The sequence below is a fragment of the Gammaproteobacteria bacterium genome, from assembly GCA_041395445.1.
Lineage (GTDB): Bacteria > Pseudomonadota > Gammaproteobacteria > Xanthomonadales > Marinicellaceae > NORP309.
Genome location: JAWLAO010000002.1, coordinates 247,097 through 273,509 on the forward strand (window position 1 = coordinate 247,097; position 26,413 = coordinate 273,509).

Annotated in this window: 21 protein-coding genes; 10 read left to right on the forward strand and 11 right to left on the reverse strand. The window is 37.6% G+C overall.

Translation table 11 applies throughout. The features are described from left to right. Positions 1 to 30 precede the first annotated feature (30 nt). Entirely contained in the window at positions 31 to 912 is an 882-nt protein-coding gene (locus R3F25_04455; GenBank protein ID MEZ5496065.1) for a hypothetical protein, read from the forward strand. A gap of 16 nt (positions 913 to 928) precedes the next feature. After that, positions 929 to 1,459: an elongation factor P hydroxylase gene (locus R3F25_04460; GenBank protein ID MEZ5496066.1), complete on the forward strand. Its 531-nt coding sequence runs from the start codon at positions 929 to 931 to the stop codon at positions 1,457 to 1,459. 326 nt (positions 1,460 to 1,785) lie between these two features. Here R3F25_04460 and R3F25_04465 read toward each other — a convergent pair whose 3' ends face one another. The 3 genes from R3F25_04465 to R3F25_04475 form a co-directional block, all read right to left on the reverse strand. Beyond that, positions 1,786 to 2,319 (reverse strand): transposase, encoded by a 534-nt coding sequence (locus R3F25_04465; protein ID MEZ5496067.1) that lies wholly within the window; start codon positions 2,317 to 2,319, stop codon positions 1,786 to 1,788. Between the two features lie 240 nt (positions 2,320 to 2,559). Further along, positions 2,560 to 2,763, reverse strand: coding sequence for a hypothetical protein (locus R3F25_04470; protein ID MEZ5496068.1), 204 nt, complete (start codon positions 2,761 to 2,763; stop codon positions 2,560 to 2,562). A gap of 137 nt (positions 2,764 to 2,900) precedes the next feature. Continuing rightward, positions 2,901 to 3,242, reverse strand: a complete 342-nt coding sequence (locus tag R3F25_04475) for a transposase (protein ID MEZ5496069.1) — start codon at positions 3,240 to 3,242, stop codon at positions 2,901 to 2,903. Positions 3,243 to 3,530: 288 nt separating this feature from the next. Here R3F25_04475 and R3F25_04480 point away from each other — a divergent pair, with 288 nt between their 5' ends. Next, entirely contained in the window at positions 3,531 to 3,821 is a 291-nt protein-coding gene (locus R3F25_04480) for a GIY-YIG nuclease family protein (protein MEZ5496070.1), read from the forward strand. Between the two features lie 89 nt (positions 3,822 to 3,910). On the opposite strand, the gene R3F25_04485 is transcribed toward R3F25_04480, so the two are convergent. The 3 genes from R3F25_04485 to gpmA form a co-directional block, all read right to left on the reverse strand. Beyond that, a complete protein-coding gene (locus tag R3F25_04485; GenBank protein MEZ5496071.1) occupies positions 3,911 to 4,891 on the reverse strand; it encodes a S1/P1 nuclease in 981 nt (326 codons plus the stop codon). Between the two features lie 2 nt (positions 4,892 to 4,893). Beyond that, positions 4,894 to 6,483 carry an ABC-F family ATPase gene (locus R3F25_04490; GenBank protein ID MEZ5496072.1) on the reverse strand — a complete coding sequence of 530 codons (1,590 nt, stop codon included), beginning with the start codon at positions 6,481 to 6,483 and terminating at the stop codon, positions 4,894 to 4,896. Positions 6,484 to 6,603: 120 nt separating this feature from the next. Beyond that, positions 6,604 to 7,350, reverse strand: a complete 747-nt coding sequence (gene gpmA, locus R3F25_04495) for a 2,3-diphosphoglycerate-dependent phosphoglycerate mutase (protein MEZ5496073.1) — start codon at positions 7,348 to 7,350, stop codon at positions 6,604 to 6,606. A 221-nt stretch (positions 7,351 to 7,571) separates the two neighbouring features. Between gpmA and R3F25_04500 the strand changes: the two genes are divergently transcribed. After that, positions 7,572 to 12,494, forward strand: a complete 4,923-nt coding sequence (locus R3F25_04500) for an NAD-glutamate dehydrogenase (GenBank protein ID MEZ5496074.1) — start codon at positions 7,572 to 7,574, stop codon at positions 12,492 to 12,494. Between the two features lie 68 nt (positions 12,495 to 12,562). Here R3F25_04500 and glmU read toward each other — a convergent pair whose 3' ends face one another. Next, positions 12,563 to 13,921, reverse strand: a complete 1,359-nt coding sequence (gene glmU, locus R3F25_04505; GenBank protein MEZ5496075.1) for a bifunctional UDP-N-acetylglucosamine diphosphorylase/glucosamine-1-phosphate N-acetyltransferase GlmU — start codon at positions 13,919 to 13,921, stop codon at positions 12,563 to 12,565. A gap of 143 nt (positions 13,922 to 14,064) precedes the next feature. On the opposite strand from glmU, the gene R3F25_04510 reads away from it, so the two are divergent. After that, on the forward strand, positions 14,065 to 14,823 hold the full coding sequence (locus R3F25_04510) for an ABC transporter permease (GenBank protein MEZ5496076.1): 759 nt from the start codon (positions 14,065 to 14,067) through the stop codon (positions 14,821 to 14,823). A gap of 11 nt (positions 14,824 to 14,834) precedes the next feature. On the opposite strand, the gene R3F25_04515 is transcribed toward R3F25_04510, so the two are convergent. From R3F25_04515 to R3F25_04525, 3 genes are read right to left on the reverse strand one after another with little or no spacing between them, the layout of a single operon-like run. Beyond that, on the reverse strand, positions 14,835 to 15,296 hold the full coding sequence (locus R3F25_04515) for a macro domain-containing protein (GenBank protein MEZ5496077.1): 462 nt from the start codon (positions 15,294 to 15,296) through the stop codon (positions 14,835 to 14,837). A gap of 3 nt (positions 15,297 to 15,299) precedes the next feature. Next, positions 15,300 to 16,319 (reverse strand): L-threonine 3-dehydrogenase, encoded by a 1,020-nt coding sequence (tdh, locus tag R3F25_04520; GenBank protein ID MEZ5496078.1) that lies wholly within the window; start codon positions 16,317 to 16,319, stop codon positions 15,300 to 15,302. Between the two features lie 10 nt (positions 16,320 to 16,329). Next, positions 16,330 to 17,982, reverse strand: a complete 1,653-nt coding sequence (locus R3F25_04525) for an AMP-binding protein (protein MEZ5496079.1) — start codon at positions 17,980 to 17,982, stop codon at positions 16,330 to 16,332. Positions 17,983 to 18,124: 142 nt separating this feature from the next. On the opposite strand from R3F25_04525, the gene R3F25_04530 reads away from it, so the two are divergent. From R3F25_04530 to R3F25_04545, 4 genes are read left to right on the forward strand one after another with little or no spacing between them, the layout of a single operon-like run. Further along, on the forward strand, positions 18,125 to 19,972 hold the full coding sequence (locus R3F25_04530) for an SLC13 family permease (GenBank protein ID MEZ5496080.1): 1,848 nt from the start codon (positions 18,125 to 18,127) through the stop codon (positions 19,970 to 19,972). A gap of 24 nt (positions 19,973 to 19,996) precedes the next feature. Then, positions 19,997 to 21,913, forward strand: coding sequence for a CBS domain-containing protein (locus R3F25_04535; protein MEZ5496081.1), 1,917 nt, complete (start codon positions 19,997 to 19,999; stop codon positions 21,911 to 21,913). A 25-nt stretch (positions 21,914 to 21,938) separates the two neighbouring features. After that, positions 21,939 to 22,601 carry a hypothetical protein gene (locus R3F25_04540; protein ID MEZ5496082.1) on the forward strand — a complete coding sequence of 221 codons (663 nt, stop codon included), beginning with the start codon at positions 21,939 to 21,941 and terminating at the stop codon, positions 22,599 to 22,601. Position 22,602: 1 nt separating this feature from the next. Next, positions 22,603 to 23,643: a PP2C family serine/threonine-protein phosphatase gene (locus R3F25_04545; protein MEZ5496083.1), complete on the forward strand. Its 1,041-nt coding sequence runs from the start codon at positions 22,603 to 22,605 to the stop codon at positions 23,641 to 23,643. Here R3F25_04545 and R3F25_04550 read toward each other — a convergent pair. Then, positions 23,629 to 24,336 (reverse strand): response regulator, encoded by a 708-nt coding sequence (locus R3F25_04550; GenBank protein ID MEZ5496084.1) that lies wholly within the window; start codon positions 24,334 to 24,336, stop codon positions 23,629 to 23,631. The genes R3F25_04545 and R3F25_04550 overlap by 15 nt on opposite strands. A 74-nt stretch (positions 24,337 to 24,410) precedes the next feature. Between R3F25_04550 and R3F25_04555 the strand changes: the two genes are divergently transcribed. Beyond that, the gene (locus tag R3F25_04555; GenBank protein ID MEZ5496085.1) at positions 24,411 to 26,369 is read left to right on the forward strand and encodes a hypothetical protein; all 1,959 of its coding nucleotides are present in this window, start codon (positions 24,411 to 24,413) and stop codon (positions 26,367 to 26,369) included. The last annotated feature ends 44 nt before the right edge of the window (positions 26,370 to 26,413 follow it).

The window sequence follows — 26,413 nt, forward strand, 5'->3', positions numbered from 1 at the left end:
TTTCTTTGTTGCTATTGGTTCTATCACACTATGATTAAATCTTTATTAGTTTTGATACTCATAATTATCTCTAATCAAGCGGGTTCGGTGAAAATTATTGGATTAGAAGATGACGGAAAAACTCCATTGCAGAAGTTTTTAGATAATCAGCTGATTTCCGGTGTTTATGATGTCCATAATCCCATATATTGTTCACAAAAAGCCAAGAAACAATACTTGCCAGAAATTTTGCCATTAGATACTGTTCTCAAAGTAATGAAAAATGGTAATCAAGTGACGGTAAAAGGTAATATGGATATATTGGTCTCAATTATCAAAAGAGCGTTAGAAATTCTCAATAATAACAATGACTTAATGACTTATAAAAAACACGTTTGTGTCGGTTTTTTCAATGATGAGAAAGCTATCAATGGCAATGCATATTCGCATGGTCATGGGTACATGATTTTTGATTTCAAATTGATTCAATATTTGTACAATTTGCCGGATGAAATGCGAAGCTCGTGGGTGTTTGACTATCTGGCTTTGCATGAGTTTGCTCATCAGTTGCAATATTGGAATGCTGATGAAGAGATTTTGAATGTAGTCAAAAACAAGCAAAGCTCCAAAAACTCTGAACTGGCAGCAGATTGCGTATCTGCCGCACTATTAACAAACATGAACATTGGATTGCCACCGGATCTTTTTGATGTGAGTGCCGTGGGAATTACCGGCGGAGCTTATGCTCTTGGTGATTTTTTATATGAATCACCGGATCATCACGGCACGCCCGAAGAACGGAAAAAAGCGGCTCAGTTTGGTATTAACATGATAATTGATAATATGGATGCAATCAAATCCGGGATCTTGAAACATACAAGTGGTTCTATTCTTAAAAGTTGCAACACTTTTGTGAAGCTGACACTTAATTAATATTCAGGAGTTTGACATGGAATTGTCGGAGTTGTTAAATCTGTTAAACACTCAATTTTTAAACCAATACCGAACTAAAATCATTGGTGGTTTTACCGAGCCTTTTTATAAAACTTTTACTGATGATGAGTTTGCAGAAATTCAATTTTCCCACGATTATATTCGCAGTGCTTTGCATGAACTGGCTCACTGGTGTGTGGCAGGTAAAGAGCGGCGAAAACTCGATGATTTTGGCTATTGGTATGCACCGGATGGGCGTACTCAAGATCAACAAAATAAATTCTTCAAAGTCGAAGTCAAACCGCAAGCCATCGAATGGGCTTTTTCAATTCTCTGTGATGTTAAGTTCGAGCCAAGCATGGATAATCTCAATAATGCGACAGAAGGAGCGGAACAGTTTACTCTTGATGTGAAGAATCAACTTGAAGATTATATACAGAATGGTTTTAGTAAGCGTGTTAGTGAGATTTTGAGGTTATTAGCTAATGAACAGGGTATTGGAGATATTTATGATTATATCGTAAATATTTTGGGTTATTCCGAGTGAGTGGAACGATCGGAGAATTCTGAAAACTGTCTAAGGAACACAGAGTTCACAGAGAAAACACGGAGTTGCACAGAGTTTTTTTTTATTATCCGTCATACCTGCGCAGGCAGGTATCTCACTAATTTCAGTCTCGCTCCAATGCTCTGAGACTGTGAAATAACATATAGAAAAATCATCGTAAATATGGATTGTTCTCATTTTTCTATATTGTACTAAATTTATGATTAACTACTTTATATTTTCTTACTAGCTATAAATTTAGCTTTGCTTGTCATTATCTTCAATAACTGACTTTTTACTCAGGTGAATATGGCCTTTTAAAGGTCTTACATCAATCTTATCATTTTTCTAAATATATCAATACCCAGTATATTTAATACTCGCTTAAAATTGTAAGTAAACATGATTAATGCATTTTCACCAGATACCTTTTCAATGCCCCGAACAAGATAATGATCCCAACCGAGCATTCGTTTTATTGTTCCAAATGGATGCTCTACAATGGAACCTCTTTTCTTAATAATTTCTTTTGATTCCTCTAAGGCCATATTTTCCCTATGTTTTTCAACCACAGCTTCATATTCCCATCTATAAATCACTTTATAAGACGCCTTAGATGACAAGCATTTTTCTCGTAATGGACATCCATTACAATCCGGGTTTGTCGTTGCATATTTATAGTATAGTTTTTCATTTTTAGTTTGTTTCGATATTGTTTTTTTGAGGCTCTTATTGTTTGGACATACATAACAGTCATTTTGTGAATCATATTTAAAGGCGTCTCTTGTATATTTACCTTTGTTTTTTTGACCTTGAGTTTTATTGCCTTCAGGTATTGATATTTTGATGTTGTCATCCACACACTTCTTGATCTCTTTGGCACTAAAGTATCTACATCACCGACTATGTCTAATTCCTGAACTTCAAGATTCTCTTTGCTTTGAACTGACATATTGTGAAGTTGTTCTAAGTCATTACCACTTGAGGAAACATCAGTGGCTACTATTAATTTGAATTTTTCATCTACTGTTATTTGTGTATTGTAAGCCACAAGGTTATGAGCAGGCTTTTTCATTAGTGATGCATCCGGGTCTGTGAGGTTATGTTGCTTTTTTTAGTTTCTCAAGAAGCGCTAAATCATCTAACAGCTTTTGTTGTCTGGCTTTCAGTTTTTCTATATCCCTGGGTAATTTATCTGCCAGGTTTGATGGTTGCTTTTCTTTATCCGAACTATCTAAAGTTTTTAAATAGGTTTCAATTTTCTCATCTATAATTACCAAGTCTTTTTCAATTGTCTTCTTCATTAGTAATTTGTTTTTTGAGGCATTGGCTTTTAAAATGCTCCATCAACAGCTTTTAGACCATCTCCAATCAAACTCAGGTTCTTACATAACAGAACAAAGTGTCTAAATGTCTTTCTTAGTGCTTTGGGATTGTTTTTCTAAAGTCTGATATTGTATGGTAAGTTGGTGTTAATCCCTGAAGTAAGCCACATGAGTTCAATGTTGCGTTTGCACTCTCGCTCTAACATTCGGCTACTTCTGATTTTATTCAAATATCCATAAAGATATATTTTCATTAATAGTTTGGGACTGTAAGATTTTTGACCGTCAGACCGGTTGCTTTTCCTTGTATCTTGAAAGCCTAGCTTATCAAAATCCAGTTGTGTAATGTAATCATCAATCGCTCTTACACTATTGTCAGAGTCTATATATTCATCCAGACTGGGAGGGAAGATTAATTGTTGATGACGATTCTTTCCTGATTTATAAAATGATGACATTTGTAAAAATTTGTATTATTAGCACATATGATTGTAACATGTTTTGTTGTAATTCTAATATGAGTTATTTCACAGTCTCAGAGCGTGGGAACGAGGGAAAAGTATTGACTGGTTTAGTTTTAACCATGAAGCACAAGGTAGGTTTTAATGTTTGTAAATAGTTGAATTGAATTTACACAACCTGGAACAAATTACTCTATCATCATGAATAAGTAAAAAAATACATCGTCATCTCGACTAAGCGTAGCGCATGGAGAGATCTAATAAATTTATGCTATCATTGAAATCATGGAAGAGTATTATGTTTATATCATCAGTAATCAAAGCAACACGGTCCTATATATTGGCATTACAAATAACCTGAAACGGCGAATTTACGAATATAAAGAGGAACTCGTTGATGGTTTTTCTAAAAAATACAGGCCTGAGAAGTTAGTTTACTTTGAGCAATTGGTTGATATCGAAAATGCTATCTTAAGGGAAAAACAATTAAAGAAATGGAATCGAAAAAAAAAGAACCTTTTGGTTAATAAATTGAATTCTGAGTGGCGAGACTTATACTATGAAATATTGGATTAAGTGTGGTATGAGATTTCTCCACTCACTTCGTTCGGTCGAAATGACGAGATATGTTTGAGTATACCAAAAATGATAGTAGGTTTACTTTTCTAACCTTGTAAAGACTTCAAAATTATAGCAATATAAAAGCTGGCTTTTACAATCTGTTTCTCAGATACTTTTCGGGCTTGTTGGTCGTAGATATTTGAGATATAAATTTTGCCCGAAGTGTTATTTTGCTCTTCATATTTACGAAGAAGGTCTAAAAGTACAGGTGTGTAAACATATTTTATTGCTATTTGGTGGGATTGTTTGGCTTGTTTTGGAAAAGTACTTTCATTTGATGCTAGTTTAAAATCACTATAATTTTCTAAAAGTTTTTTTGCTTTTAAATCAATCACTTTGAAAGATGTGGTTTCGTTGAGTCTGGAGTCCCAGAACCAGTGCAGGTTTTCAATCTGACCTTGTCCTTTGATTTTGATTGAATTGCCACCACGATCGCCTTCGGCAAATAATTGAGTTGAAAACAATGCGGTACTGTGAAGAGGCTGGTGCAGGTCGCCAATCAGATGTAAAACCCAACAGAGGGCGACAGCTTTTTCCTGTTTATCAACGGTTTGATTTTTGAGAATAGCAATATTTGTCTCTAACGCCTGTAAGATATTGAAAGTGTGATTCGGTTTACCATTACCGTGTTCATCAAGGTTGACAAAGTCAGTATTTACCGACTCATTCAAAAATAACGGATAGTTGATATAGTGCCATGTGGAATGGTGATATTTGTCTTTATCAGATTGATGAAATCCTCGAGCCATATCCGGCCAGGTTGCTGCCTGGCGAAAAATCCATTCATTGTAGTTGTCGGGATTGAATTTAACAAATTGAGGGATGTTGTTCTTAAAATCCTTAATAAAACGAGGATGATGTTTCAGAATGTCAACCCAATAATTTCTATCTTGTTCGGAGAGCAGCTCCCAGGTTATGGCTGAACTTAACTGATGTCCGGCAGCATTCCATGCTTGAGTGTTGCTGCTAAAAGATATAACAGCAAGAAAAATAAAATTTAAAACATATTTTCTTGCTGTCATCATTTTTAAACTCCTTGTTTGGCAAGGAGTTCTTCGTAAGTGCCACGGTGGTCGATGTATTGACCTTCCTGTAACTCAAGAACTCTGGTTGCAATGGAGGACACGAATTGACGGTCGTGAGAAACAAAAATTAATGTTCCTTCGTAGTTTTCCAAAGCCAGATTCAACGATTCAATGGATTCCATGTCCAAGTGGTTGGTTGGTTCGTCCATGAACAGAATATTTGGTTTTTGTAACATGATTTTACCAAACATCATGCGACCTTTCTCACCACCGGAAAGCACATTGAGTTTTTTCTTGGAGTCTTCTTTTGAAAACAATAAACGTCCCATAACGCTACGAACCGCTTGTTCATCATCTTCCGGCTTTTTCCACTGCATCATCCAGTCAAAAGCATTGATGTTTTCTTTGAACTCAGCCATGTTATCTTGTTTGAAATAGGCAATATTCGCATGTTCAGGCCATTTGATGGAACCTGAATCTGCTTGAATGGTTTCAGTCAGGCAGTTCAACAAAGTTGTTTTACCAATACCGTTAGCACCAATGACTGCCAGTTTTTCACCAACTTCCAAAGTGATGCTTAAATCTTTGAATAATGTTTTATCATCAAAAGATTTGCTCAAGTCTTTGGCACTCAAGGCATTTTTTATTAATGCTTTTTCCTGCTCAATAATAATATATGGATTCACCCTTGATGATGGTTTGATATGATGCAATTGAATTTTATCCAATTGCTTTTGACGCGAGGTTGCTTGTCTGGCTTTTGAAGCATTTGCCGAAAATCGGCTGATGAAGTGTTTAAGTTCCTTCATTTGCTCTTTCATCTTGGCATTTTCAGCGTGTAAACGTTCTTTGGATTGAGTCGCAGCAATCATGTATTCATCATAATTACCAGGGAATTGGCGTAATTCACCATAATCCAGATCCAGCATGTGTGTACAGACAGAGTTAAGAAAATGTCTGTCATGCGAAATGATTATCATTGTTGATTTTCTGGAATTTAAAGTATTCTCCAACCAACGAATGGTATTGATATCGAGGTTATTGGTTGGTTCGTCCAATAATAGAAAATCAGGATTAGAAAAAAGTACCTGAGCCAGCAATACACGCAGTTTCCAGCCCGGAGCCACTTCTGACATCAGTCCATAATGTTGCTCTTCGGGAATTTCCAAACCCATCAATAATTCTCCGGCACGAGCTTCTGCTGAATATCCGTCCATTTCGGCAAATTCTGTTTCCAGATTGGCAACTTTGATGCCATCTTCTTCTGTCATTTCAGGGAGAGCATAAATGCGGTCACGTTCTTCTTTAACGCGCCATAATTCCTTATCACCCATGATAACAGTGTCTATGACTGAAAACTCTTCAAAAGCGTATTGATCTTGTCCTAAAACACCAATTTTATCGTGTTCATCATAACTGACCGAACCATTTGTTGGTTGTAATTCTTTGGTGAGAATTTTCATGAAAGTCGATTTTCCGCAACCGTTTGCACCAATAAGTCCATAGCGGTTACCGTTACCAAATTTCATGGAAATATTATCAAATAACGGTTTTGAACCGAATTGAATACCTACATTTGCTGATACTATCATGACAAGTCCGAAAGAGTGATTTTAAAAAACCCGCGATTATACCTTTTACACGGAATAAATTAAACTGAAACCATTGGTTTCAGCCGTAACAAAAGCTATCTTTATAATTATTTGAACTTTTTATTTAGACTTTCCCTGATTGGCGACAGCTGCGGCTGCTTTTGCAATTTTATCCTGATCACCCAGATAGTAGTTTCTGATTGGTTTTAAATCGTCGTCCAACTCGTAAACTAATGGCACTCCTGTTGGAATATTAAGTTTCAAAATATCTTCATCAGAAACTTTATCCAAGTATTTAACCAACGCTCTCAGTGAGTTGCCATGAGCAGCAATGATGAGTTTCTTACCACTTTTTAAGTCAGGTACGATTCTTTTTTTCCAAAATGGAATCACTCTCTTATAGGTGTCTTTTAAGCATTCACCCAAAGGAATTTGTGATTTTTTCAGTTCTTTGTATTTCCGTTCAAAAGCACAATTTCTTTCATCGTCCCAATCCAGCTGAGGAGGGCGAGTGGCATAGCTTCTGCGCCAGATAAGAACCTGTTCATCACCGTATTTTTCGGCAGTTTCTGCTTTGTTTAAACCTTGTAAAGCTCCGTAATGTCTTTCGTTGAGTTTCCATGAACGCTTCACCGGAATCCACATTTGATCCAGTTCTTGCAGGGAAATCCAAAGTGTGCGAATGGCTCTTTTGAGTACAGATGTGTATGCTTTATCGAATTCAAATCCTTCCTGTTTCAATATTTGACCGGCACTCAATGCTTGTTTGATACCGGTTTCGGTTAAATCCACATCGGTCCATCCGGTAAATCGATTTGCCAGATTCCATTCACTTTCACCATGTCTCAAAAGTACTAATTTTATCATTGCAGAGTATCCAGTTTTTTGAAAAAACGAATTATAACAGTTGAACTGATATTCGGGGGGAAATTTCCCTGATTAAATTAGAAATACAATGAGGTTTAAGTTCATAAAGCCGGGCTAAAGTAAGTTTGTAAGATTGGAGTTTTTGTGACAAAAAAATGTTATTCAAAATAACTAAGGAGTATAATTTGGCACCATTATAATTTTTAAAACAGGTTGTTCTTATGTTTGGACTTTCTACAACGGCGCATAAAAAGCACATTCAGGCAGTTAGAAGGAATTTGACAAAAATTGCCAGTCCTGAATTATTGCCGGTATGTAAAAAAACATGCGAGTTATTCTTTGGCGGAATGTCAGTTTCAGAAATTGAAATGCATTCTGATAGTCATTGGACTGAAATTATCAATGATTTTGTTAATTCGATTAAAAAATACAATCAGCAAAGCGGTTATGTCAGGGTTTTTAACCCAAGTAAAGAAAAAGACGGCTTTGACAATAATAATACAGTCATTCAAATCATTTGTCCTGACATGCCGTTTATTGTCGACTCTGTGGTTTTGGCTTTGGCAAAAAATGGATTGGCAATGCAATTGATGACGCATCCTGTGGCAAATGTTAGCAGATCGAAATCCGGAGTTTTGAAGTCAGCCGGTGAATCCGGAGATGATTTCAAGGAATCATGGACGCATATCGAAATCAGTCGCATTGTTGATATTGAAAAAATCTCTGAAATTCAAACGGCTTTAGAACTGGTTATTAACAAAGTGACTGTTTGTGTTCAGGACTGGAAGTCCATGCTTGGAAAAGTCGAAGAAGCAAAGAATGATTTAGTGGTTAAAGACTCAAAGTCTGTACATGGTAAACAATTGAAATTCATTGATTGGTTGCTGGATGATAATTTTACCTTTTTGGGTTATCAGTATTATCAAATTCAAAATAACAATTCAGAGTCTCCCATTGTTGCCAATCGTGATTCAGCGCTAGGTTTATACCGTTCGGAAGCTTATTTAAAAGATGTTGATTTCCTGATTGATAAGGATTATCAAATTCAACGTCAATCGGATTTAATGATTATCACTAAACTGAATGCCAGACCTCGTGTTCATCGTGAAGGCACATTGGATTATGTGGGTGTGGTTGTAATCAATGACGAAGGGAACGTGATTGCGGAGCATAGGTTTGTTGGTTTATACACTTCAGCGGCAATCAACACACGTCCTTGGGATATTCCTTATATCAACGATAAAGTGAAAGGCGTGACCAAACGCTTTAAATTTGGTGAGGCGAGTCATACGGGTAAACACATCGTACATTTGATGGAAACACTGCCGCGTGATGAAATTATGCAATCAAGCAGTGATGAACTTTATGCAACGATTTATTCGATTCTGACAATTCTGGAAAGACAAACAGCGAATGTGACATTCAGGCAGGATAAATTTAAACGCTATTATGCCTTTTTGGTTCATATTCCCAGAGATAAGTTTAATACTGAAGTTCGCCAAATGATTCAGGCTATTCTTGTTGAAGAGGTTTCCGGTTCTAATATTGAATTCCAAGTCAAAATTGAAGAATCCAATCTGACAAGACTCTATCTCACTGTTTACACTAATCATAATTTTGATATTAGTGCCAGTGAGTTAGAGAGAAAAATTTCTGCCGAACTCAAATCATGGCAAGAACGATTGCAGGAAATTTTACTGAAAAAACATGGTAATGAAAGAGGTTATTTTCTGGCGCAAAAATATGCCGGTTGTTTTCCAATGGCATACATGGATGATGTTTCACCAAAAATGGCAGCTTATGATGTCGAATATGCAGCGAAACTATTAGACAATGCCGGTTTGGAACTGAGTCTTTATCGACCTAAAGATGTTAGCAGTAAACTATTCAGGTTTAAAATATTCCGTTGTCAGAATACCATTCCTCTCAGTGATGTCTTACCAATTTTAGAAAACTTTGGCTTGCATGTTGTCAGAGAAAGACCTTATAAAGTCAAACTGGCAAATGGTAACTGTTTCTGGATTCAGGATTTTGATTTGGCATTATCGCATGGTGCGGAACTGGAATTGAAACTGGTTAAAGAGCGCTTTAAACAAGCATTTAAGGAAATTGTTAATGGCGTGGTTGAAAATGATTCGTTCAATAAACTTTTAATTTTAGGTGGTTTGACCTCCAGACAGATTGTTGTCTTGAGAGCCATCAGTAAATATCTTAAACAAACCAACTTATCATTTTCGCAATCCTATATTCAAAAAGCCTTGGTTTCACAAGCGCATATATCGCGTTGGTTGCTCGAACTGTTCACAGTGCGTTTTGATGTTTCTTTTGAAGATATACCAACCAAAGAGCATAAAAATTACTTAACTGACTTCAAAGAGAAATTTGATAATCAACTTAATCACCTGGGTGTTAAACTCAATGAGTTTCAGGAGAATGCGGTTTCACAATATTTTACCAGTGCTTCATTCAATCGTAAAAGACAAGAAAAGAAAGTGATTGCTGTTGTCAGAGCCTTGCTAGATACAGTAAGTTCACAAGATGAAGATACAATTATCCGCTCTTTCTGCGAAGTTATTCTGGCAATATTGAGAACCAATTTTTATCAAAATGATGTGAGAGGCAATCACAAATCTTATGTGAGCTTCAAATTAAACTCATCCAAAGTTCCACAAATGCCGAAACCGGTTCCTTTCAGAGAGATTTTTGCTTATTCTCCAAGATTTGAAGCCATTCACTTGCGTAAAGGTGAGGTTGCTCGTGGCGGATTGAGATGGTCGGATCGTTATGAAGATTTCAGAACTGAGGTTCTGGGTTTGATGAAAGCGCAAAATGTTAAGAACTCTATCATTGTGCCGGTTGGTTCAAAAGGCGGGTTTGTTGTGAAACAAATGCCTAAAGGAGGACGTGAAGAGGTTCTGGCTGAAGGAATTGAGTGTTATAAAAACTTTATCCGTAGTATGTTGGATATAACCGATAATATTGTTTCCGGAAAAGTAGTTAACCCTGAAAATGTCATCAGATATGATCATGATGATCCTTATCTGGTTGTGGCTGCTGACAAAGGAACAGCAAAATTTTCTGATATCGCCAATGGAATTTCGGCTGATTATGGTTTCTGGCTTGGTGATGCTTTTGCTTCCGGTGGTTCTGTAGGTTATGACCATAAAGCCATGGGTATTACTGCAAAAGGCGCCTGGGAATCAGTTAAACGTCATTTCAGAGAATTGAACATGGACTGTCAGAGTGAAGATTTCAGCGTTGTGGGAATTGGTGATTTGATGGGAGATGTTTTCGGTAATGGAATGTTATTGTCGAAACATATTTGTCTGAAAGCAGCATTCAACCACATGCATATTTTTCTTGACCCCAATCCGGATGCGGCGACATCTTGGGTTGAAAGAAATCGGATGTTTAATTTACCGCGTTCGACCTGGGATGATTATGATAAATCCTTGATTTCTAAAGGTGGTGGAGTTTATTCGCGTTTTGATAAATCAATTCATTTGACGCCTGAAGTTAAAAAGTGGCTTGGTTTGAGTGTTGACGAGATGTCACCGCAAGAGCTGATTAAAACACTGTTGAAAGCACCTGTTGACTTGCTTTGGAATGGTGGAATCGGAACTTATGTGAAATCCAGTGAAGAATCCCATTCAGATGTTGGTGATAGCTCTAACAATGCATTAAGGGTTGACGGAAAGGATTTGAGATGTAAAGTCGTCGGTGAAGGCGGAAATCTGGGCTTTACCCAGCTTGGTCGTATTCAATTCGCAGAGCGTGGCGGAAAAATCAATACCGACTTTATTGATAACTCAGCCGGCGTGGATTGTTCCGATCACGAAGTGAATATCAAGATTTTGATTCAATCACTCCTTGAAGATGGAAAAATTGACGCGAAAGGACGAGTGAAATTACTGGAATCCATGACGGACAGCGTTTCGCAATTGGTATTGAGAAACAATTATTCGCAAACTCAAACATTGAGTATGATGGAGCATCAAAGTGTTGAAAGACTGGGTGCAAAAGCTCATCTGATTAAAGTTTTGGAAAAACGGGGTTTGTTGGATCGTGAGATTGAGTTTTTACCTTCAGGAAAACAACTCAAGCAGAGACAAGCAGAAGGAAAAGGTCTGACTCGACCTGAATTATCAGTGCTTATGAGTTATTCTAAACTGGCGTTGTTTGAAGACTTACTCAAGTCTGATGCTATAGATGACCCTTGGTTTTCATCGGTATTGATTGAATATTTCCCTGCAAAACTACACAAAACTGATGAGAAGTATCTGCTCGGACATCGTTTACATCGTGAAATTGTTGGAACGATTCTTACCAGTAAAATTATCGACCGCATGGGTGCCACATTTGTCCAACGAATTCATGAAGATACAGGTGCAGAAATTGGTGCGATTGCCAAAGCGTATGTTATTGCTGTTGAATTGTTCAATGTCGAAAATATCTGGAGTCAGATTGAAAGTCTCGACTTAGCCGTCAATTACAAGAAACAGTTAGAAGGTTTTGTTCATCTGTGGAGCAACTTGAGACAAGTTGTGCGTTGGATTTTGAATAAATTTGGACAGAATATCAATATTTCAGAAGTGCTTGGACAATTACAAAAAGATGTTAAGAAGTTCATTGATGGTATTGATAAACACCTGCCGCCTAAAGATTTAACTGATTTGAAAAGAGCAGAATCTCAATGGGAGCGTGCGAATTATCCTCAATCCTTATCAGAATCATTGGCTAAAGTTAAATATTATGTTGCGGCACTTGATGTGGTAGAAATTGCCAATAATACTTCGACTCAGGTTAAAAAAGCTGCTGAAATATTCTTCTCTTTAGGTGAGAAATTGAATCTAATTTGGTTACAGCAAATGGTTGATAAACTGGAAGTGAGTAGTTCATGGCATGTTCATGCACGCGGTGTTTTACGCGATGAATTGTTTGAGCATCATAATATTTTAACTCAGACTATTATTGAAAAGTATGGAACAGCTAAATCAAAACAAGTCGTTGATGAATGGATTAATGATAACAAACAACAAGTTCTGCATGTTCGTAAAATGATGCAACAAATGCGCAGTGAAAAAGTTTCGGATTATGCAACAGTGATGGTTGCGGTACGAAGCATTAATTCACTGGTTTCTTAATACAGGAATTAAACTCCCGAAAGTATACGAAATATTTTCGGGAGTTTTTTTATGAACAATTGATTTAATTATTGTTTCTTAGGTTTTTGCCAGCCGTCTATGGTCTTTTGTCTGGCTCTTGATAAAGTCAGTTTACCACTTTCCGCATTTTTTGTCAGAGTTGTACCTGCTCCGATTGTAGCCCCTTTTCCGACAGTCACAGGTGCTACCAACTGAGTGTCAGAACCGATAAAAACATCGTCTTCAATAATCGTTTTAAATTTATTAACACCGTCATAATTGCATGTGATAGTACCGGCTCCGATATTAACATTATCACCAATTTCACTATCACCCAGATAAGTTAAATGGCTGGCTTTCGAGTTGTAACCGATAGTCGTTTTTTTAGTTTCCACAAAGTTCCCGACTTTGGCTTTTTCGCCAATAACAGTCCCGGGACGCAAACGGGCAAACGGACCAATATCACAATCTCCTTTGGTGATAACATTTTCAAGCATTGAATGAGGGGCTATCCGAGTGTTTTTACCCAGTTTACAGTTTTTGATAATTGAATAAGCACCAATGCTGACGTTATCAGCGATTTCGTTATCTCCTTCAAATATCACGCCGGTATCAATTTCAATATCTTGTCCGCAAGTGAGCTGACCTCGAATCTCAACAGTTTTTGGATGCGGCATAGACACACCGGAAAGCATCAGATGTTTGCGATATTTTGTTTGTAAAATAGTTTCACATTCAGACAGTTGCACACGGTCATTGATGCCTTTAATGCTTCGGTTGTCGCGCACGGTTACCGCAGAAAAGGGTTGGTTGTTTTTAAAACCAAGCCCAATAACGTCGGTGAGATAATATTCACCTTGAGCATTGTTATTGTCAATTTGTTGTATCCAACTTTGTAAGTTCTCTGATTCAGCCAGAATAATCCCCGAGTTGATTTCGGATATCTGTTTCTGTTGCTGACTAGCATCTTTTTCCTCAACAATAGCTTCAATTTGATTCTCTGAATTTTTAATAATTCGCCCATAACCAAAAGGATTTTGCATCTCAGCAGAGAGAACCGCTTGTTTGTATTGTGTGAGCTTTTGTAAATCATCAAATTCAATCAATGGAGCATCACCGACTAAAATTAAAACCGAAGAGTTTTTGTCAAGATGGGCGGCTGCTAACTGTACGGCATGACCTGTTCCTTGAGGGTTGTTTTGTTCAACCCAAACAACATTTTCATGCTCTAAATATTTTTTTAATTGTTCACCCTGGTGTCCATAAACCATGATGATTTTATTCGGATTTAATAATTTTGCGGTGTCCAAAACATGATCAATAATGGCTTTTCCTGCTAAAGGATGAAGAACTTTTAATTTTTCTGACTTCATTCGGGTTCCTTTTCCCGCTGCCAGAATGATAATGTTGAGATTGTTGTTAGCCATGCACAATTTTAATAGCAAAAATGGCATTGTACATCATGTGATTGAAAATCTCTTTTAATTTACATTTTTAACTGATTGCTTTGACTAAAATCGGGGATGGTCTAAAATGACGATTCAACTTTTCGCAAAGCGTTATTTTCAAATTGTTTTACTACTTTTTTAAAAGAGAAATCAGAGATAAATATTTAGGCAATTTAACCGGAATTGCCTGGGTCTTTATTCAGCCGATTATCACTTTGCTGATATATTGGTTCGTTTTCGATAAGATATTTCAAGCGAGATTCTCAAAAGATCAACAGGATGTCGGATTTATTGTTTATCTGGCGGTTGGTTTTTGGCCGTGGATGGCATTTTCCGAGTCATTAATCCGTTCTATCACTGCGGTGTCAGACAAGTCTGACTTGATTGGTAAGATAAAAATTAATCTTAAAATCCCGGTGATTGCTTCAATCTCAGCAGTTTTTTGCCTGAATATGATCGGTTATCTGGTGGTTTTAGTGAGTTTGGCGATTTTTAATGAAAACTTTGATTATGTCTCAATCCCATTGCTGATATTGCCAATTGCACAAATGTATTTGTTAGCAATCGCTTTGGGTTTAATGTTTTCTGCATTCAATGTTTTTATAAAGGATACTCAGCAATTTATTACTACAATCATTACCTTGTGGTTCTTTTTAACACCGATTATTTATTCTGAGTCGATTTTACCTGACAGATTTAAACAGATTATTCAATTTAACCCTTTATACACGCCAATCACATTTATCCATCGTGCGGTTATTACCCATGAAAGTTTACCTTGGTTGAAACTTTCGATTCTATATTTGGTTACTTTTTTGTTGCTATATTTAGCGGTTAAAATGTTTGATAAATTAGCAGATCATTTTGCTGATTTTCATTGATAGGAAATTAACTAACTTCCATCAAAAATAACTAAAGTGTGATTTTCGCCTTTAAGTTCTTCATCAATGATTTGGCTGATTTTTTGCCAATTTCCACCGGCTAATCCGGCTCCGATTTGCGGATAGGCGATTTTTTTGCCATGAAATTGAAGTTTGATTTGATTGAATATTTTTCTTAAAGATTTATATTCAACCAAATCATCTTTTCCTGACCAATGAAACTGGGTATAAGCATTGATAACTAAAAGTTTTGAATGATTGTCGATTGTGATTGCAGCTTGAGAAAATGTTCCCAACTTATTTTTATCGCCTATAGGAGTTTTTAAATCAGCATCCCATGCTTGTGGAAAAGCTTGCTTAATTGACTTCGCAATCCCGGCATCCATTGCGCAAAAGCAATTACACCCATGAATGATAAGGTCAAACTCGCCTTGCAGTGCTAAAGTGATTAGATTGCCGTTAATGACCTTCAAAGTTTACCATTTGCAAACGACTTTTCCGCATTGACCGGATTGCATTAAATCGAAGCCGGTTTGAAAATCATCAATATTAATCACATGGGTAAGAACCTTGGATAAGTCAAAACCGGTTCGAAGCATTTGTGTCATTTTATACCAGGTTTCATACATTTTACGTCCGTATATCCCATGAACTTTCAACCCTTTGAAAATAATTTCATCCCAATCAATCTGAGTGGAACGAGGCAGAATCCCAAGCAATGCAATTTTACCACCGTGATACATGGATTTGAGCAAATCATTGTACGCATGCGGGTTGCCCGACATTTCTAATGCAACATCAAACCCGGTGATGTTCATTTCTTTCATGACATCGGCGAGTCGTTCTTGAGTGACGTTAATGGTGCGATCGGCACCAATTTTTTTGGCTAAATCCAAACGATAGTTATTGATGTCAGTAATAACGACATTGCGGGCTCCTACGTGTTTACAAATTCCGGCAGCAATTATGCCGATAGGACCGGCACCGGTAATCAGAACATCTTCACCAATGACATCAAATTCAAGAGCACAATGTGCTGCGTTACCATAGGGATCGAAGAATGCTGCTAATTCAGAAGAAATATCTTTATGAACCGGCCAAAGATTCTTGGCAGGAACGGAAATGAACTCTGCAAATGCACCATCCCGATTGACACCAATACCAACAGTATTCGGGCACAAATGCGGAGTTCCGGCACGACAATTGCGGCAAACACCACAGGTGATATGACCTTCGGCACTGACTCTTTGTCCAATTTCATAGCCTTGAACTTCACTTCCCAGTTCTACAATATTTCCGACAAATTCGTGACCAATGGTCATAGCTGGTTTGATTGTTTTTTGAGACCATTCATCCCAATTGTAGATATGTAAATCAGTTCCGCAAATGGCGGTCATTTCGACTTTTATCAGAACATCGTTATGTCCGACAAACGGCATTGGAACATCTTCCATCCAAATTCCTTGTTTTGGATGCTTTTTTACGAGTGCTTTCATCTGTGTTATTTTATTCTCTCAAATCTTTACGAAGAATTTTTCCGACATTTGATTTAGGTAACTCATCGCGGAATTCAACGTGTTTTGGTACTTTATAGCCTGTTAGATTTTCACGGCAATGGGAAATGACATCATCGACTGAAATTTCTGTACTGGCGACGACAAATAATTTTACCACTTCTCCTGATTTTTCATCGGCAATTCCAATCGCTGCACATTCAACAATGTGAGGGTGTAAACAAGCGGCATCTTCTATTTCGTTCGGATAAACATTAAATCCTGAAACCAGAATCATGTCTTTTTTCCGATCGACAATTTTGAAATATCCTTCCTCATTCATGACTGCAATATCGCCGGTTTTCAGCCAGCCGTTTTCATCAATGGTTTCAGCAGTCGCTTCAGGGCAATTCAGATAACCTTTCATAACCTGAGGTCCACGAATGCAAAGTTCACCGGATTCTCCAACAGGTAATGAGTTGCCATCATCATCTCTGATGTCACATTCAGTTGATGAAATTGGAAGTCCTATCATTCCGTTAAAGTCTTTCAAATTTGCCGGGTTCATACAAGCTGCAGGACAGGTTTCTGTTAAACCATAGGCTTCGATAAGAGTGACGCCGGTGGTTTTTTTCCAACGTGTTGCTGTATCTTTTTGTACAGCCATACCTCCGCCCAGTGCAAATCGAAATCGACTGAAATCCAAATCTTTAAATCCGCGAGTGTTCAATAATCCATTGAATAAAGTATTCACTCCGGTTAAAGCAGTAAATTTATGATTGGCTAATTCCTTTACAAATCCCGGCATATCGCGCGGGTTTGTAATTAATATATTTTTAGCTCCATATTGCGCAAATAACAGGCAATTCGCATTGAGAGCAAAAATGTGATAAAGTGGCAAAGCTGTGATGACAATTTCTTCGCCTTCTTTGAGACTGCCTTGATTCCATGCTTTGACTTGCTCCACGTTATAAACCATATTGCTGTTAGTCAGCATTGCACCTTTGGAAACTCCGGTCGTACCGCCGGTATATTGCAAAAATGCCAAATCATCCAAATTGGTTTTCACAGGCGTGAAGTTGAGAGTTGAGCCCTTTGAAACTGCTTGATTGAATGTAATGGTTTTATTCAAAGTAAATGGCGGAACCATTTTTTTGACTTTTTTAACCATGAAGTTCATGATTTTTCCTTTAAAACCCAATAAGTCACCTAGTTGAGTTGTGATCACTTCTTTCACAGGTGTTTCATCAATTACCTCTTGTAAGGTATGGGCAAAATTTTCCATTACGATGATTGCTTTTGCCGAAGAGTCATTGAGTTGGTGCTTTAACTCTCTGGCTGTATATAAAGGATTCGTATTTGTCACAACCATTCCTGCACGCAAAATTGCCAAAACGGCTACCGGGTATTGCATGACATTTGGCATCATGATTGAAACAGCAGTGCCTTTTTCAAGTTTTGATTGTAAATAGGCAGCCAGGTTTTGGCTCATGTCATCGAGTTGTTTGTAAGTTATTCTCTTACCAAAATTGACATAAGCCGTTCGGTCTGCATGTTTTTTGCAGGCGTCCTCAAGCATTTCTGCCACTGAGTTATAAGGCACACTTTCAATAAATTCCGGCACTCCGGGCGGATAGGATTTCAACCATGGTTTTGCTATGTCCAATTTTCTTCTCCCAATTTTTTATATATATTTTGCCGAATTATTCTAAAGCAATTCCTTGCATTTGAAAATTAAAATTTCATTTTAGTTATGAACTCATGCTAAACTTAGTAATTGAGAAATACACTGGTTTGTTCGTTAAATAATGATTGATACTACTGTTGTTGTGAGTTCTCCTGAACCACACACTATGGCTGTTTTATTGCTGACATTGTTGGCGTTAATACTGTTTACCAGAGAAAATATTCCTTTACAAACCTCTAGTTTGTTTATTTTATGTGCTTTGATTCTCGGCTTTGAACTGTTCCCTTATCAGTTGCCTGATGGAAGTATTTTTAGTACCAAAGAATTTTTTGCAGGCTTTGGAAACTCGGCTTTGATTGCGGTTTCTGCGCTTATGGTTGCGGGTCAGGCGCTCGTTCGTACCGGTGCGATGGAGCCAATTGGTCGAATGCTTGCCAAATTATGGAGGATAAGTCCGTCATTTAGTTTGCTTTTGACTTTGCTTACAGGTGCGATTCTCAGTGCTTTTGTCAACAATACACCGATTGTGGTCTTGTTACTTCCAATTTTGGTCAATGTCGCCCTCCGCACAGGACGCTCTCCTTCCGGTACATTATTACCGATGGGGCTGGCGACATTGCTTGGAGGAATGGCAACAACAATAGGAACTTCAACAAACCTTTTAGTTGTTAAGGTTGCTGAGGATTTGGGTGTTCCTGAGTTTGGAATGTTTGATTTTATCATGCCCGTAACAATTACCAGTGTTGTAGCTATTTTGTATTTATGGCTATTGGTTCCGAGAATGGTTCCCGACCGCTCACCACCATTACAAGACACTTCACCCCGAGTTTTTACTGCTGAAATAGAAATCAAAGAGGGTGGATTTGCTGATGGAGCCACGCTTGCCAATATTCGTGAAAAAGCCGGTGGTGAAATCAATATTGAAAGAATTATTCGTTCCGGAAGTTTATCCATTGCGACATTGCCGGATGTTATTGTCAAAGCTAACGACCGATTGGTGGTAAAAGATACATCTGATAATTTGAGGGAATATGAGCTCGAACTTGGTGGTAAATTATTTGCCGGGAAAGATGAGGTTGATGAAGAACATCCCTTAAGTGCCGGAGATCAGAGTATTGCCGAAGTTGTAGTTACCCGAGGCTCTACTCTCGACCGAGTCAGAATTGCAGATGCTCGTTTGAACTTTAAATATGGGCTGACTTTATTAGCCGTTCACTCACATGGTAAAACCAAACAAGCACGCTCTAAGGGTGTGGAGGACACCATTTTGATGCCGGGTGATGTATTGTTGGTTCAGGCAACTCAAAAAGCAATTCGTGAGGTCAAAGCTACCGGCGAACTTCTGGTGCTAGATGGTGGTGAAGAATTGCCACATACCTCAAAAGCACCTATCGCATTAACTGTGATGGGATTAATTGTTGGATTGGCAGCATTTGGCGTTTTGCCTATTGTTGTCAGTTCTGTTGTGGGATGTTTGGTGCTTATTATCACCGGATGTCTAAGATGGAAAGATGCCACAGCAGCATTGAGTGCGCAGGTGATTTTTATCATTGTTGCTTCTCTGGCATTGGGTGTCGCATTGATACAAACCGGTGGAGCTGACTATTTGGCAAGCCTGTTTGTTGCCAGTACTTCGGGTTTCTCTCCGGGTGTTGTATTGGCAATCTTAATTTTTTCTATGGCAGTCATGACAAATGTTGTCTCCAATAATGCTGCTGCTGTTATTGGGACACCAATCGCGGTCAGTATTGCTCAAACTCTGGGAATGCCTGTGGAACCATTTGTTTTAGGAGTTTTATTTGGGGCTAATATGAGTTATGCTACTCCTATGGCTTATCAAACAAATTTGTTGGTGATGAATGCCGGAGGTTATAAATTTTCTGATTTTGTTAAAGTAGGTGTTCCATTGGTAATCATCAATTGGTTAATGTTGTCCGGTTTGCTGACGTGGGTATATAAATTGTATTAAAGAGGGTAGGGTCTTATGGGTGAAATGAACATCTCAACTGAGCATTCCAAAAAGCATAATCGCAGATTTATGCGTGCTTTGCTGAATGATTTGACTGCACTTGAAATGATGATTGATCAAGGAATGATTGAATCAGGAATCACCCGAATCGGAGCCGAGCAGGAAATGGTTCTGGTTGATAGAAACTATTCGCCAGCATGTAAATCCGTAGAAATTCTCAAAGACATCACTGATCCTCGTTTCACTTATGAAATTGGCAAATTTAACATGGAGGCCAATTTAACTCCTAATGAATTAAAGGGGAATTGTTTCAGAGAACTCGAAAAAGAAATCAACGAGGTGATGCTGATAGCTCGAACAGCGGCATCAAAACACGGGGCTCAGATAGTATTAACCGGAATTTTGCCAACGATTCGACAATTGGATTTGACACTTGACAATATGGTTCCAATTGATCGTTATTTTGAGTTGAACGAAACATTAAAAAATCTCAAAGGTACAAATTTTCGTTTAAATATCAGAGGGATAGATGAATTATCTGTTACTCATGATAGTTTTATGCTGGAAGCATTAAACACCAGTTTTCAGGTACACATGCAAGTCAGCAGTGATGATTTTGTTCACAAGTACAATATTGCTCAGGCGATTACTGCTCCTGTGATGTCCACCTCAGTCAACTCAGGCCTCATTCATCATTATCGTTTATGGCATGAATCTAGAATTGCAGTTTTCCAAAACTCAGTAGATACGCGCTCAGATACTTTGCAACAAAGGGGAATGTTGCCGAGAGTGCATTTTGGGCGTGAATGGGTCAATACCGTGACTGATATTTTCAGGGAAGATGTATCTCGTTTTCCTGTGGTGTTAACCGCTGATTTTGATGAAGATCCGGTCGGCATGCTGGAAAAAGGCATCACACCAAAACTTCGGGCTTTGATGCTGCACAACGGAACCGTTTATCGTTGGAACAGACCTTGCTATGGTGTTGTTGATAATGTTCCCCATCTTCGTATTGAAAACCGTGTGTTACCATCCGGTCCAAGCGTTATTGATGAAGTTGCCAATGCGGCGTTTTTCACCGGATTGATGGTGGGGATGTCGAATAAATACGAAGATATTACCAAAGTTTTGAGGTTTTCAGATGTTGCCAACAACTTCTTAAATTCTTGTAGAATTGGTTTGGAAGCTAAATTTCACTGGTTAGATCATAAAGTGATTACCGCTTCGGATTTAATTCTTGATGAATTGCTTCCAATCGCTGAAGACGGTTTATTGCAAGAAGGTTTAGATCAGCAGGATATTGATCGTTATCTAGGTGTGATTGAAGAACGCACAAAGTCAAAAATGACCGGAGCCAAATGGGCCATTAAATCAATTACCGAAATGGATCCCGCTATTTTAGCGGATGAAAAAGTAAGATTTATTACTTCAGAAATGATAGTTAATCAAAAAACAGACGAACCGGTTCATAAGTGGGAACTTGCCAGAGCGACTCAAGAACTGGATTGGCGTGCCACTTTTATGCGATTGGGGCAGTTTATGACAGAGGAATTATTTACAGTTCGTCCTGATGATTTACTGGATTTAGCAGCCAGTATTATGGACTGGAAACATGTTCGCCATGTTCCTGTTGAAGATGATGAGGGACAAATTATCGGCTTGATTTCTCACAGAGCCATTCTCCGAGAGGTTGCCAGAGGGCGCTCTAACTCAAGTGAACCGGCGGCAGTTAAAGATGTAATGAAACAAAATCCAATCACCGCACCACCCGGAATGCTCACGGTGGATGCGATTCGTTTAATGCGGGAAAACAAACTCGGATGTTTGCCGGTTGTCGATAAAAATAAACTGGTTGGAATCGTCACAGACCATGATTTAATCAATGTCGCCGGAAAATTGCTTGAGCAATATCTGGATGACTTCAATAAAGATCAAGAATAACTAATAAGGACATAGTAGGGTTTACATGTTTGATAAATTAAAGCAAAAGCTGGAAGCCAAAATTCGCGAAATGCAACAAGCGCAGATTGCGCGAATGGATTTAAGTCGTTTTAACGACCCAATGACAGAGAAAGTTGAATGGATTCCGATGAAATCCGGTGGTGCTAATTTTAAAACCAATATTCTGAAACAAAAGTCTCCGAGCCAATATGCATTCCAACTTTCCAAAGGGGGAATTTTGTTTACCGGATTGTTTGGCGTTATAGGGACAGGAGTTTCAATTGGTGGTCTGATTGCTTTGCTTTCAGGCGAAGTTGTTGCACTGTTTTTTCTTTTTGTCGGTTTGATTTTTACAGTAGCCTCGTTCTTTTTATACCGAACAATGGGAACGCCTATCTATTTTGATTCATCAATGGGACTGATTTGGAAAGGCAAAAATCAACCCAAACTAGCCGGAAATCAGCAAGATAAACAGAGAGTTATTTACTTTAACGAAGTTCATGCAATTCAAATTATTTCTGAAAGGGTTCGATCCAAAAATGGTTCATACAGTAGTTATGAAATCAATTTAGTATTGGAAGATAGCAGTCGTTTTCATCTGGTTGATCACGGGAACTATGCCCAAATTCAAACTGATGCAGAAATACTCTCTGGGATTTTAGGAAAACCAATCTGGGATGTGAGTTAGAGTGTTAAGTAGTTTCGTTTCCACACATATTGGACAAAGAAAAATTAATGAGGATTCATACCTCGTAGATGAGCAATTGGGGCTGTATGTGGTTGCAGATGGAGTCGGAGGACTTGATAAGGGAGAAGTGGCATCCCGGTTAGCCTGCGAAGTGATCCACGATAGTGTTAAATCAGGAAATTCTTTGAAAAATTCCCTAATGGCAGCCCATAATTTTTTAATTACCGAAAAGAAATACAATCGTAGTAAACAAGGCATGGCAACAACTGTTGCAGCTGTAAAGTTTACCGGAAATCAATACGAAGTTGCCTGGGTCGGAGACACTCGGGTTTATCTTTGGGATGAAAATATCAAATTATTGACCAAAGACGATTCTTATGTCGAATTGCTAATCGAAAGCGGTCATTTATCTTTGCAAGAGGTTGAAACACATCCAGACAGACATATTATTTCTCAAGCATTGGGTATCGAGCGTAAGAAAATAGAGGTTCATTGCAACCACGGAACACTTGAAAAGAACCAGATGTTATTGATTTGTTCAGATGGTTTGTATGATATGGTTCCGGAAGAAACAATCTTCTCAAAAATCAAGCGAACCAAAGATTTGCAAAAATTAACTGAAAACCTGGTTCAATCGGCTGTTAATAATGATGGAAAGGATAACATCACCTTGATTACTATTTTGAGCCATGAAAACTCTGAAAATAGTGATAGTGTGACTCAACCCAATGTTGTTCGTCATTTGAACAATGTGACAGGTCACATGCAGAATGAAGAAGTTCTGACAGAACTAATGAACGAATTGAGTAACGAAGATACACAGAAACCCAAAAAAGATAAGTTTGCCGGTGTCACAGTGTCTGACCCACAGCTAATCAACCAAACTAAATATCATGATCTTTCTGAGAAAGACATGGAGTTGTTAGAAACCTTATCCAAGCAAGCAAAAAAGGAAAATAGTCCGACGAAGTCAGGAAATCATATCATTGCAGTTGTAATTGTCTCAGCAATTGCATTGGTCAGTTTGCTACTTTTCCGATAGCAATGACATGCATCTTTGTTGTGCTTGTTTCGCCATTTTGAATTTTTCGCCAATCATTTCAGTATCTTCCGTTTTTATGGTTTCAGACAATTCTTCAAGTTTTGAATCAAGTTCATTTGCAGCACAAGTTCGGCAAGAGCCTCTGAGTTTATGGATAATATCGGAACTTTCCTTGAAGTTTTCAGAATATATTGATGATTCCAACAGTTTGAATTTTTCAGGAAGTTCAGCGAGAAACATTTCAATTAGTTTTTCTAAAATCGATTCGTCATTGTAGCAAAACTTCATCGCTTGCTGACGATTGAAAACATTAATCTCAGAATCCATTAAGACATGACTACAATATTTTTCCACACAATCTTTAAGTTGCTGTGGTGAAATTGGTTTTAACAGAAAATCTGAGAAAACAGGTGCTTGCGTTTCTTGACTAACTTCTGCTGATGTTGAAACAATTGGTGTATTTTTATGATTTTGAAGTGTTTTTATTTCTTTGGCAGCAACATCTCCACTCATGGTCGGCATCCGAATATCCATAAGAATTAAGTCAAAATTTTCTGAAGTTGCTAGTTCAATCGCAGAAGCGGCATTTTCAGCAATAAAAACATCGCAATCAATTTTTTTTAGAGCCATGGAAAAATACTGACGGTTGATTTGATTGTCATCCACGACTAAAACTCGAGGGCTTTTTTTCATAAGTAATTACCTTTCCCTGTAAATTAATATACAATTTGAATAGATTGTACCGATATATATTTTAAAATTCAAGCATGCCGTTCTTAGCCAAAATCACCACTATTTTACTGATGCTAATATCTGTCAGTCCTAGCTCATTGGCGAAAGATTGGCAATTTCGTAATTTGAGTGTGATAAATACAGCAGGCGAAAATCTATTAATCTCTGCGGATGCAATCTATATTCCAAGCCTTGATGATGAAGTTAAAAACATTTCTTATAAATGTAAAAATAATAATCAGGTTTATCCTGTACATCAATGCACTGACGGAAGTATTGAGTTGGAGTTTCAGGAGAATATTCTAAAGTTTAATATAAATTCTGAGCTGGATTTTCTAAGAAATCATTATGTTTTTGATTTAAGCAATCAAGATAATACTTTGCTATTTCATTATGACTCCAAACTTGAAAGTATTTTAGGCATTGAAATGAAAAATATCTCAGCTGAGAATCTTTTTAAGTCATTACCAACTTCATTAATGCCGGATGAGTTCAAATCTATTTCAGCAAATATTTCATCTCAATTGGAGTTGGATTTTTCAAATAACATTCAATTAAATGGGCAGTATCAATTTGAGGGTTTTTCCTGGGAATCCGAAGATGGCAACAATGTCTTAGCTGATTGTTCATTGGTTGGTCAGGCAAATATTCAGATTAATAATAACAAAATTGTCATTGGTTCAGATACGGACTTACTCGATGGTGAGGCCTTATTTGGTGATGTTTATCTGGCTTTTGCCAAGCAAGGTATTCAAATGTCGAATCAAATTACCTTCGGTTCGTCTTTGAATATCGATGATTTTCAATCAAATATCACAATTCCGGATGCTGTTTCACTCGGTTTTCACTCTACGGATTTTACATTTAATAATTTTGAAATTGATTATAAAATCAAAAAATTAGAGAAATTTTATAATGTATTTCTTAAGTCTTATATGGAGATTTTGGGTGTTAAAAGTTTGCGAATCGAAGGTCAGTCCAATGGCAGAGTTGAGTTTATGAATGGGCAGCCTGAAAGTTTCCATGCGGAAATTATTGAAACATACATTGCAATGGAGAGGAAAAAAGTCGAGGGAAATAATCTGAATGGCACACTCCATTGGCAAAGAAATAACCCAAGTCACAGGTCCATACTCCGTTGGGATGATTTACTTCTTGCAGGAATGCCGATAAAAACTTCTGAAATTGGATTTGTGGCAAATGATGAAAATATCATTCTTGATGAGAATACGGTGATTCCTGTTTTTGACGGAAATATTGTCATCAATAGGTTGAAGCTGGAAAAAATATTTAACCCTTTAATTAGCATTGATTTTGATGGTGAAGTTGAGCCAATTTCATTGGAATTAATTACTGAAAAAATGGGTTGGCCAATTATGAAAGGTTCAATTTCAGGAAATATTCCCGGTTTAAAGAAAGTTGAAAACACCATTACATTTGATGGTTTGCTGGAACTTCAAGCATTTGATGGAGAAATTACCGTTGCGAATTTATCAATGGAGCGTTTATTTGGAATCGCTCCGGTGATTGCCGCTGATGTTAATTTTAAAGACTTGAACTTACAGCAAATTACCAGCACATTCGATTTTGGTGAAATCACAGGGCTTGTTAAAGGTTATGTTAATGGTTTGCGTATTACCAACTGGAAGCCGGATCGGCTTGAGGCTTATGTTGAGTCCGTCGAGTCAAAGAAAATCAAACAGACGATTTCACAAAGAGCGATTGATAATATTTCCAGTATTGGCGGCATTCAAGGTGCTGTTTCGAGGAGTTTTTTACGATTCTTTGATAGTTTTAAATACAAAAGATTGGGAATAGGGTGTAAACTTCGGAATTCGATTTGTGAAATGACCGGATTAAAAAAATCCAAAACTGATGATAATCGTTACTATCTGATTGAAGGAAGCGGAATTCCTGCAATCAATATTTTAGGTTTCCGAAAGTTTATCGACTGGGAGGTCTTCCTTGACCGCCTGTTGAAAGCGAATTACTGAATCGAGTAATTTTTAATTAAAAGATGATTGATTCCGGAGTAGTT

Bases quoted from the DNA above. Each gene is read 5' to 3' on its own strand.
- R3F25_04455 (MEZ5496065.1), top strand. From the start codon at position 31: ATGATTAAATCTTTATTAGTTTTGATACTCATAATTATCTCTAATCAA.
- R3F25_04460 (MEZ5496066.1), top strand. From the start codon at position 929: ATGGAATTGTCGGAGTTGTTAAATCTGTTAAACACTCAATTTTTAAAC.
- R3F25_04470 (MEZ5496068.1), bottom strand. From the start codon at position 2,763: ATGAAGAAGACAATTGAAAAAGACTTGGTAATTATAGATGAGAAAATT.
- R3F25_04475 (MEZ5496069.1), bottom strand. From the start codon at position 3,242: ATGTCATCATTTTATAAATCAGGAAAGAATCGTCATCAACAATTAATC.
- R3F25_04480 (MEZ5496070.1), top strand. From the start codon at position 3,531: ATGGAAGAGTATTATGTTTATATCATCAGTAATCAAAGCAACACGGTC.
- R3F25_04485 (MEZ5496071.1), bottom strand. From the start codon at position 4,891: ATGATGACAGCAAGAAAATATGTTTTAAATTTTATTTTTCTTGCTGTT.
- R3F25_04490 (MEZ5496072.1), bottom strand. From the start codon at position 6,483: ATGATAGTATCAGCAAATGTAGGTATTCAATTCGGTTCAAAACCGTTA.
- gpmA (MEZ5496073.1), bottom strand. From the start codon at position 7,350: ATGATAAAATTAGTACTTTTGAGACATGGTGAAAGTGAATGGAATCTG.
- R3F25_04500 (MEZ5496074.1), top strand. From the start codon at position 7,572: ATGTTTGGACTTTCTACAACGGCGCATAAAAAGCACATTCAGGCAGTT.
- glmU (MEZ5496075.1), bottom strand. From the start codon at position 13,921: ATGGCTAACAACAATCTCAACATTATCATTCTGGCAGCGGGAAAAGGA.
- tdh (MEZ5496078.1), bottom strand. From the start codon at position 16,319: ATGAAAGCACTCGTAAAAAAGCATCCAAAACAAGGAATTTGGATGGAA.
- R3F25_04530 (MEZ5496080.1), top strand. From the start codon at position 18,125: ATGATTGATACTACTGTTGTTGTGAGTTCTCCTGAACCACACACTATG.
- R3F25_04535 (MEZ5496081.1), top strand. From the start codon at position 19,997: ATGAACATCTCAACTGAGCATTCCAAAAAGCATAATCGCAGATTTATG.
- R3F25_04540 (MEZ5496082.1), top strand. From the start codon at position 21,939: ATGTTTGATAAATTAAAGCAAAAGCTGGAAGCCAAAATTCGCGAAATG.
- R3F25_04550 (MEZ5496084.1), bottom strand. From the start codon at position 24,336: ATGAAAAAAAGCCCTCGAGTTTTAGTCGTGGATGACAATCAAATCAAC.
- R3F25_04555 (MEZ5496085.1), top strand. From the start codon at position 24,411: ATGCCGTTCTTAGCCAAAATCACCACTATTTTACTGATGCTAATATCT.